The following is a 6,529-nucleotide window of genomic DNA, read 5'->3' as shown; positions in this document are numbered from 1 at the left end:
CAGTGGGCATCTCAGAAACTGATTTGGTTTTCAGTTTCTGCCCGTCTTTTTCCGTCCCTGGAGCCTAAGTTTCACTAACGTTTTCCAGACGGCTTTCATCGCCAACGGATTCCGCTCCGTCCGGCGTCAAACCTCCAAGCAGGCCTCCACCCCCGTCCGTCCCTATTCCCAGGATTCATGGCTGCGTACTGGTCTGATAAAGGGTAAATAAAGATTTTGAGAAGGGAAGTAGTAAAGGCAGAGTAAAGTCTGACTAGGATGTTGTTTGGGATTTAGTGCAGATTATGACATAGCGTTTTAAAGTAACTGACCTGGGGATTAACAGTAAAAGGTCAAGGCTTTTTCGAAAATGCCTTGGCGCTTAATGTTATATTACTTGAACCAGGGAAAACCAGCAGGGAAGCGGGGAGACCGGATGGCGGGAAACCAGGCCGGGGACCGGGGCAGGGAAAACAAACGATACAGAGTTCGTGTGGAAAACGTTTAGTTGAACTTAGGTTTCCAGCGTGAAAGAGGGCGGGCAGAAACTGAAAACCGAATCAGTTTCTGAGATGCCCCTGAACGGTGAAGCCATGAGGAGTTCACCGTGAATGGGCATCGGACCGCCCTCTTTCATGCTGGAAGCCTTAGTTCAACTTAACGGTTGGAATCAGATCCCTGTATCGTTTTTTTCCCCTGCCCCGGTCCCCGGCCTGGTTTCCCGCCATCCGGTCTCCCCGCTTCCCTGCGTAACTTTCACCAATTAAATCCCAGTTATCCCCGGCTTATAAGTATCGGCATATTCCGCCGCCAGCCGTATGGCCTCACACATGCTTGTCTCACAGGCCAGATTCTTTCCCGCTATGTCAAACGCTGTCCCGTGATCCACCGATGTGCGGATATACGGCATCCCCACGGTAACTGAAATCGTACGGTCAAAATCCACCATCTTCGTGGCGATATGCCCTTGGTCATGATAGAGGGAAATGACCGCGTCATAAGCCCCTTTCAGCGCCAGATGGAATACGGAATCGGCGCCGATGGGCCCGTCCACCTGTATCCCGTCCGCCGCCGCCATCTCCAGGGCCGGTCCGATTTCATCCACCTCTTCCCAGCCAAACAGCCCGTGTTCCCCGCTGTGCGGATTTAACCCGGCGATGGCAAGACGCGGCTTTTCGATTCCCAGCATTTTCATTCCCTGGTGAACCCTGTGGATATAGCGGTACACATGGTCTTTGGTCACATAATCAATGGCGGCTTTCAAAGACAGGTGCCGGCTTAAAAAGAACACCCTCAGATTTCTCACCTGAAACATGGTCATCGGATCCGCAACGCCCAACAGCCCGCCTATGATCTCCGTATGGCCGATATATGGGATATCCGCCGCCTTCAGCGCCTCTTTATTAATGGTGGTGGTGGCAATTGCGTCCGCCTCCCCGCTTTTTAACAATTCAACTGATTTCTCAATGAATTCGAAAGCTGCCCGGCCTGCTTCCTTTTGAACCTTGCCGAATTCAATGCGTTCGGAATCCACATTCTTCAGATCGATTAAATTTATCATTCCATGCCGGTAAATGCCTTCCTCCGGCGTTTCCACACAATGGATTTCCAGTTTTGAACCTGTCACGGCCGCGGCCCGTTTTACAGCCGCCTTTTCCCCTACCACCACAGGGCGGCACCAGTCATAAACTTCCGGGTGCTCCAATGCCTTCACCACAATTTCAGGCCCTACGCCGGCAATATCCCCGATAGGGATCACTACTACTCTCTTCATTCTCTCTCCTCCTCATTAATCCGATTCATCATCTTTACGCCGGAAAGCATCTTGTATACCGTATCCCGTTCACCGATCATGCCGCCTTTTGTCAAAATCCGCATTCCGGACGCCGTTCCGCCGATGATAGTTCCGTAAACCGCCAGCGGGCTCATTTCTCCCAGGGGTTCTATGCCTTCCATACCCGCCCTTTCGGCAAATGCCATGGCCACATCGCCGCCGCTTACGTAGACCAGGCCGATCCTCAGAGCTTCCAAACTCAAAAGATCCAGGGCCATTTTTGCTAAGGCATCTGCGATCCGCTCCGCCGTCGCCCTGCCTTCCTCTGAATCCGATTCCACCGCTATCCGCTTGGAATAAGCCGTAGTGATGCCCAGATGCGTATCCCTCCCGCCTTCTCTCTCCAGAAATGTTCTTGCCCTCTCCGTCTCTCCTGCAGAATCCAGGAGCAGGTTCTCCAGATCGATCCGGTACAGACAGATATCCTTCCGTTCCTTCATATAATCCAACTGTTCCCGCGCCTGTTTTGATAAACTTCCCACAACCAGTAAGTTTCTCTTATCTGTTTCACCATCCAACTTGTATCTGAGCCGCGCCGTCTCCACTGTGAAGTCCCCCGGGTCCACACAGATTACAGGCAGTCCCGATTCCATGCAGCCCCGGGCGATCTCCCGGATGTCGTCCATATCGGCCGCATCCGCAACTACGATGGAGCATTCTGTCTCCCTCAGCCGTTTGGCGACTGCCTCCGCTTTTTGATGGACGCATTCCAACGGAATGTATCCCACGGCCCGCTCCGTCTGTTTCCGTATAATGTCCACGGCCTTCTCTTCCCTTACCGGGGTTCTCGGGTCCCTGGCCGCGTCGCTTTTGGACAGCGGCACTCCATGGACCAGTATGTATCCGCCCACACAGATACGCCCCGCTCTGGGGCTCACCGGCACCACCACGGCTTTCCAGCCTTCCGGCACGGCCTCCAGCGCCCCTTCAATTTCCTTTCCCACATTTCCTCTCAAAGTACTGTCTATCCTCTTGCTGATGAGCATCCCCTCTTCAAGATACCGCTCTGCCGCCTGACGCACCCTTTTCCCCGCTTCAGACGGATTAGCGGAACGGCTGTTGGTGCAAAGGCACACCGCCTCGTAATTTTCCCTGGTTTCCCGGGAAATCTCATTCCTATGTGTAGAAAATGTCCGGAATCCCTTCTCCCTCAGCAAAGATCCGGTATCATTGGCGCCGGTAAAATCGTCTGCTATCACGAGTACCTTAACCATCCCTTCCCCCTCCTTTCTGCCAACCCCGCTTCAACGAAGCCTGGCTTTCAAAAAGCTCTAAACCTCAATGATATTAATATTCAGCTTCCTGATCAGTTCCCACTCCTTTTCGCTGAACTTCCGGTCGGTGATTACGCCGGCAAACTCACTTAAAGAACCGGCCAGACACATGGCCTGACAGTAAAATTTGCTGGAATCCGCCACCAGATAAACCTGGGAAGCAAGCTGCAAAACCATTTTCTTTAAGTACGCTTTATCAGGCGTTGGCGAAAACACTTCAAAATTACGGCTGACAGAGGAAGTTCCCAAAAATGCCTTTGAAAAGCGGAACTGTCTCAAAAATTCTTCTCCCGCATGACCGATGACGCTTTTTGTTTTCTTATGAACCGTTCCTCCAAGGATTGTCAAATCCACCTGGGAATCGGTCAGTATGGAAGCAACATTGAGATCATTAGTCACGACTGAAAGATGTATGGAATCTTCGCAGATCAGCCGGGCAATTTCCCCGATAGTCGTGCCGCTGTCTAAATATACCGTGTCATTTTCACCGAGAAATTCCATGGCCTTTTCAGCAATTCTCCACTTTTCTTCCCTGTGATATTCTTTTTTAATATTGTAATCGATCTCTAAAACCGTATCTTCAGGAACCCGCGCACCGCCGTGGCAGCGCTCCAGAAGATTCTGCTCACAAAGCGTATTTAAATCCCTTCTGATGGTCATCAGGCTCACCTTCAGCAGCCGGGCCAGCTCTTCCACCGTAACAAAATGCTGCTCCTGTGCCTTGTTTAAAATGATCCGCATACGCTCTGCCTGCAGCACATCACCGCCTCCTGTTCTATTTTTATCGTTTTTGTTTTATTTTGTTCTAATTTTATCGAATCAGGAGGCATATGTCAACCCCAAAAAGAGCATTGTATGAGAACTTACCACTTAAAACTTCTCATACAATGCTCTTTTTATACAAAGGACTTTACTGGTTGGAATCTGCATTTAATTCCGGAGTTTTTATCCTCTTTAATCCAAACTTGGCACAGATCGTATTCATTGCCAGCTCTCTGGCATCCCGCCACTCTGTTCCCATACAGCGTACATAAAAACCATGGTCACTGTTCTTAAAACGCTGAAGAATAATTTTAGATCCGGAGGCCGCCAGCAAACCGGCAAAACGCTCACCACCGTAACGTAAATAATCTTTTCCTGCTGTGATAACCAGGGTATCCGGAAATTTCGCCAGCTGCTCTTCCGTTGCCAGCCCCAGATTTACATACGGCGAACCAGCCAGCGAAGGATCATTATCCGTATAAAGCGTATTATACAAAACCCCCCGCACTCTCAGATCGGACAGATCCGGTTCTTCCCCATCGTTCAGAATGCAACTCTCTTCCGGCGATAAAAAGGAATCTGCGCCCGGATAGATGAGAAGCGTCATCGCAGGAACCTTCCCCCCTTTTTCCTGTGCCATAATACAGGCTGATGCAGTCAAAGTCGCCCCAGCGCTGTTTCCTCCCACAATTACTTTGTCCGGATTAATTCCTAATTTTTCTCCATGATTCAGTACCCATTGAATTACTTCATAACATTCTATCACCGGGATAGGAAATGGCGATTCAGGAGCGACCCGGTAATCAATATCCAAAACTCTGCAGCCCAGTTCCAGAGCATACGTTGCGCATAAAGCTCTGTCAAAAAGGTTATGAAGCTGTACAAATCCTCCGCCGTGTATATTCACAAATAATACATCATTCACGGCGCCGCTGTTTTTTTCAAATAAATAGCAGGTACTGTCTCCCACCGAAGTTGGGATCATTAACGTTTTTTCCGACACATCGTTCAGACAGCCGAGATAGTTTTCCGGCGCTTCAAACGGCAGGTTCGAGGGCTGGCGCAGCTTACGCGCCCATTCTATTTTTTCTTCCTTTGTCATTTTCATTTCCATTGCCTCCTATGTTTTAATGTAACCGTTCAGACGGCTTATATTACTGACCGAAAAGGCCGGTCAAGAACCATCCGACGTCCTGCATGCCTGGAATTTCAACTTGATTTTTTCGCCGAACAATGACCATAAAAGGCTGAGAACAGCGATAATTATCAGAGTGAGGCTGATCGGGCGCAGGAAAAATGACCGCCAGCCGTTGGCATCCATATTACAGCCCCGGCGCAAATAAGTCTCGATGTTGTTTCCCAATACCACTGTGAGGATGAGCGGAGCGGAAGGAATGCGAAAATACTGCAGGATAACGCCAAGCAGAATCGCTCCAAGCATGACAAATACATCAAACATATTATTAGAAGCCATAAATGCTCCCGCAAATACCAGTACCAAAATAGCCGGATATAAAAAATGATATGGGATCTTTAACAATGCCGGAAATACCGGCATACCTATGATTTCAGCTATGAAAACAAAAATTGCCGCCAGTGCCGCCGAAAAAAATATAATGTTAAAGAGCACCGGATTATTTGTGGAAAACAGTGGTCCCGGCTGTACCCCCTGAAGGGTCAGCGCCGCCATAAGAAGCGCTGTCGCACCATCACCTGGTATTCCTAAAGAAACCATTGGTATGATGGCGCCGCCTACAGAAGCATTGTTTGCCACTTCGGGAGCAATCACTCCATCCACACATCCTGTCCCAAACTCTTCCGGGTGTTTGGAAGAACTTTTAGCCTGAGCGTACGCTACCATATTTGCAAGCGTACCTCCCATCCCCGGCAGGAATCCGATGACCAGACCAATGATCCAGGAACGGATTACATTCACTTTATTTGCCACAAAATCACTCACCGGAAGCTTAAACCGGGTAACTTTAATAATGTCTCCCTGGGCGCTTTTTGAGTTTCTCGCATATTCCAGCAAAATTGTGGCCCCTGCAAAAATTCCCATCATAATTGATATAAAGCTAAATCCTCCATACAGATAGTAACTGCCGAATGTAAAACGCTGCGTGCCGCATATGGGCGCATATCCCACACAGCTGATCAGCAGCCCTAATCCCATTGCAATCATACCTTTGGCTAAATTCCCCTTTGACAATGTAATAACCAAAGTCAACGCGCAAATCATCAGACTGCAATACTCCCACGGTCCAAGCTGCACAGCCCAGGCGGAAATCCAGCTGGAAGCGAATAAAGCGATGAGGACTGACGGCGCTGTTCCAAGAAAGTTTGCTGTTGTAGCTGCGGACAGGGCGCGTACCGCTTCCCCCTTTTTCGTCATCTCATATCCATCAAAAACTGTCGCAATCGAATTAGTTGTGCCAGGAATTCCAAGCAGAATAGAACCGATATAACCGCCTGAAACTCCGCCTATATAGATGCCAACCAGGGTTGCTACCGCAAGTTCAGCCTCCATATGGAAGGTCAGAGGCAGCATAATAACCAGACCTGTCCCACCGCTCAAACCGGGAATCGCTCCCAGTACAACTCCGGCCAGGGCCCCAAAAAACAGATAAAACAGACAGGAAGGTGTAAAAAGAGCCATCAAAGCCTGAATTAAATCCTGCAT

At 49.5% G+C, this 6,529-nt stretch carries 5 protein-coding genes; all 5 read right to left on the bottom strand.

Features of this window, described 5'->3' with window-relative positions:
• Positions 1-742: 742 nt before the first annotated feature.
• The 5 genes from pdxA to GPL15_RS19715 all read right to left on the bottom strand — a co-directional run bounded on the left by pdxA (position 743) and on the right by GPL15_RS19715 (position 6,529).
• Positions 743-1,753, bottom strand: a complete 1,011-nt coding sequence (gene pdxA / locus GPL15_RS19735) for a 4-hydroxythreonine-4-phosphate dehydrogenase PdxA (RefSeq protein ID WP_215700391.1) — start codon at positions 1,751-1,753, stop codon at positions 743-745.
• Positions 1,750-3,027 carry a four-carbon acid sugar kinase family protein gene (locus GPL15_RS19730; RefSeq protein WP_215700390.1) on the bottom strand — a complete coding sequence of 426 codons (1,278 nt, stop codon included), beginning with the start codon at positions 3,025-3,027 and terminating at the stop codon, positions 1,750-1,752. Before GPL15_RS19730 ends, pdxA begins: the two co-directional genes overlap by 4 nt.
• 57 nt (positions 3,028-3,084) lie before the next feature.
• Positions 3,085-3,846, bottom strand: coding sequence for a DeoR/GlpR family DNA-binding transcription regulator (locus GPL15_RS19725; RefSeq protein WP_215700389.1), 762 nt, complete (start codon positions 3,844-3,846; stop codon positions 3,085-3,087).
• 151 nt (positions 3,847-3,997) lie between these two features.
• Positions 3,998-4,957, bottom strand: a complete 960-nt coding sequence (locus tag GPL15_RS19720; RefSeq protein WP_215700388.1) for an alpha/beta hydrolase — start codon at positions 4,955-4,957, stop codon at positions 3,998-4,000.
• Positions 4,958-5,023: 66 nt separating this feature from the next.
• Positions 5,024-6,529, bottom strand: coding sequence for a tripartite tricarboxylate transporter permease (locus GPL15_RS19715; protein ID WP_215700387.1), 1,506 nt, complete (start codon positions 6,527-6,529; stop codon positions 5,024-5,026).

This window comes from Clostridium sp. MCC353, assembly GCF_018785315.1.
Taxonomy (GTDB): domain Bacteria; phylum Bacillota; class Clostridia; order Lachnospirales; family Lachnospiraceae; genus CHH4-2.
The sequence above is the reverse complement of the archived record's forward strand: the minus strand, read 5'-3'. Positions and strand labels throughout refer to the sequence as shown.